At 42.2% G+C, this 2,757-nt stretch carries 4 protein-coding genes; 3 read left to right on the top strand and 1 reads right to left on the bottom strand.

The window, feature by feature from the left end; genetic code table 11:
• On the bottom strand, nt 1-603 hold a 603-nt coding region (locus B4J23_RS11290), incomplete at its 3' end, for a hypothetical protein (protein WP_291360685.1).
• A gap of 250 nt (nt 604-853) precedes the next feature.
• Here B4J23_RS11290 and B4J23_RS11285 point away from each other — a divergent pair.
• The 3 genes from B4J23_RS11285 to B4J23_RS11275 all read left to right on the top strand — a co-directional run.
• Nucleotides 854-1,126, top strand: coding sequence for a PspC domain-containing protein (locus B4J23_RS11285; RefSeq protein WP_034169835.1), 273 nt, complete (start codon nt 854-856; stop codon nt 1,124-1,126).
• A gap of 180 nt (nt 1,127-1,306) precedes the next feature.
• Nucleotides 1,307-2,089: a sulfite exporter TauE/SafE family protein gene (locus B4J23_RS11280; RefSeq protein WP_291360683.1), complete on the top strand. Its 783-nt coding sequence runs from the start codon at nt 1,307-1,309 to the stop codon at nt 2,087-2,089.
• A gap of 117 nt (nt 2,090-2,206) precedes the next feature.
• Nucleotides 2,207-2,757: SLC13 family permease (locus tag B4J23_RS11275; protein ID WP_291360681.1), on the top strand; the 551-nt coding region annotated here is incomplete at its 3' end.

The raw sequence follows: 2,757 nt of genomic DNA, 5'->3' as shown, positions 1-2,757 counted from the left end.
GTTTGCCCGTTCTTTTTCGTCATAAATTTTTTCCAGATTCATGACCAGATGGGTTGGGCTTTTAATTGTATAATAGAATTTTGCCCCCTCTTTACGGTCCACGATCAGTTCAGTTTGTTCCGGATTAATCGTCCAGCGGTCCTTACGATAGGTCACATTGCTTTCGGTCTGAACTCGTCTGGAATTATTCACAAAGACTTTGCCATAATGCACGATACTGCGATGCACTGTACCATCTGGCAATAAAGTCAAAATAAACACCGATTTCCCTTCCGTACAAGGTGCAAACCGTCCGTCACAATCAATCTGGGTAAGATAACGCCCGACATAGCTTTTGGCATAATCCGGTACAGGTTTAGGATCGACATTTGGTTCTACAGGCAATGCATTATAGGTTGCAGTCTGGGTGAGCGATTTAGCATTACGGGTGTCATAACTTTCATTGGCGGCGGAGATCACAACGCCATCTTGTGCCAAAGTTTTCGCAGTATCAGGTAAGGGTTTGCTTTGATGGTCATCACAGGCAATCAGTCCTGCAACACTTCCCAGCACAAATCCAAGCCGGCATAAACCACTTAAATGATGCGATACATTCGATTTCATTTTAAAAATATACCTGAAGGGGTGCACATCTATATAGGCAGACGACTCACTGAAAACTTATAAGTTTTAATAATGAATTCAATGGAATTTTTATGATCTTAGTGATTTTTTAAGGATTATTTAATCTCCCGTAACATTACTTAACGAATTTATTTTCAATAGATACTTTAAAAATTCAGATAAAACTCCATTCTTATAAATACGAGTCATTTTTTAGACTCAACCTTATTTTTTCTATCAGGAGACTTGGATGGCCAATGTTGGTTTATATCGCTCTAACCGCTCAAACATGATTGCAGGTGTAATGGGTGGTATTGCTGAACGTTTTGGTTGGAACGCAAATTTATTACGCTTGATCTTCGTGATTATTTCGGTCATGAGTGCTGCTTTCCCGGGTATCTTAGTTTATCTGGTTCTATGGTTAGTGATGCCAAAAAAGAATTCTATGCCTGATTATGCTGCGAGCAGAACTGATTATGAACGTCCTGTGCGTACCGTGAATCAGGATAAAGACTACCGATAAAATCGTTTCCTCTTTCACCTAAATATTCATATGGTGAAATTTTTATGCCACGGTCCTTCCCCCAAAAGATCGTGGTTTTTTTTGTCTGATTTTTAGGTTTTGGTCTTATTACCATTTTACGCTTTACCCTACTCGCCTATTCAGGATAAGTTGATACTTTCTACTTGAAATGGATTTCAGATGACGCAGGCAGAATGGATTGTACTTTGGCTGTGTGCGATCGCGGCATTACTGCATGGGGTCAGTGGTTTTGGCTTTCCTATGCTGAGTACGGCTGCCTTATCCAGTGAATATGCCTTAAGTACAGCAGTCACCCTGGTAATTCTCCCCTGCCTGTTATTGAATCTTTGGATGCTTAATAGTGATCCAAAACATAGCCTGTTGCAGAGCATTCGCTATTATGCCTCACGCTATTGGCCACTCATGCTCAGCAGTCTGGTCGGTAGCGTGATAGGGGTTAAACTACTCATCTGGATCAATGAAGGCTATCTTAAATTATTGCTGGGTCTGGTAATTATTTTCTATGTACTGGATCAGTTACGCTCTACTCCGCTTCGGGTCAGTAGTAGTCAGCTCAGTATGCTGGGATTCGGTTTACTGGCCGGCATGATTGGAGGTGCAACCAATGCCATGGCCCCCTTCCTGATGATGTATCTGCTTAGCTGTCAGCTCTCTAAAACCGATATTGTCATCATCAGTAATCTTAACTTTATTGCCAGCAAGCTAGTGCAGTTGACCTTACTTTTCCCAATTCTCATTTCTTTGCAAACTCACCAGCGACATATCCTGCTTGGAATCACATTATTTGCTCTCATCGGCGTCTGGCTGGGTGGGAAAATACGTCATCGACTTTCCCAGCAACATTTCAAATATCTGGTGCTATTTTTTCTATTTGGACTGGGGATTTACGCACTTTGGCAAAGTCTGGGATTATTACAACACTCTACTATACTGTTCAAATAATATCTTTTTTAATCAAACCACATATTCACTTTTATAAGAATTTCAAAAACGCTTTTAAATAAAAAAGTTGAGCAAGGAGGTTGTATCAACGACCCTTTACGCACCCCGACTAATGCCATGCCAAAAGGAATTCGCAAAGGCTGGATTTTAATTGTGATCGCTGCCGTGATCTCTTATGGCTTGTATCATATTTTACCCTATGACGAAAATGCCAATAAGGGATTGGCCCTACTGACCTTTATCGCCATTCTATGGCTGACCGAAGCCCTGCATATTACGATTACAGCCCTACTCATACCGGTACTGGCGGTTGTATTGAGTATGCCGATGGCAGATGGTGATGAACTGGTACCGATTAGCATGCAGGCAGCACTCGCTACCTTTGCCGATCCCGTGATTTTCCTGTTTTTTGGTGGTTTTGCTTTGGCTACGGCGCTGCATATCCAGAAACTGGACAAGAAGATTGCCACATGGATTATCTCGCTCTCCGGTGGACATCTCGGTGCTTCGGTACTGGCTATCTTTTTAGTAACTGCTGCCCTGTCGATGTGGATTTCCAATACCGCCACCGCAGCTATGATGTTGCCTCTGGCGCTGGGTTTACTTGCGCATCTGGATGCCGAAAAAGAACGTAAAACCTTTGTATTTATTCTGCTCGGGATTGCCTA

The organism is Acinetobacter sp. UBA3025 (assembly GCF_002367915.1).
Lineage (GTDB): Bacteria > Pseudomonadota > Gammaproteobacteria > Pseudomonadales > Moraxellaceae > Acinetobacter.
This window is presented reverse-complemented; position numbering and strand designations above follow the sequence as displayed.

Coding starts and splice junctions, on each gene's coding strand:
- B4J23_RS11280 (WP_291360683.1), top strand. CDS start 1,307: ATGACGCAGGCAGAATGGATTGTACTTTGGCTGTGTGCGATCGCGGCA.
- B4J23_RS11285 (WP_034169835.1), top strand. CDS start 854: ATGGCCAATGTTGGTTTATATCGCTCTAACCGCTCAAACATGATTGCA.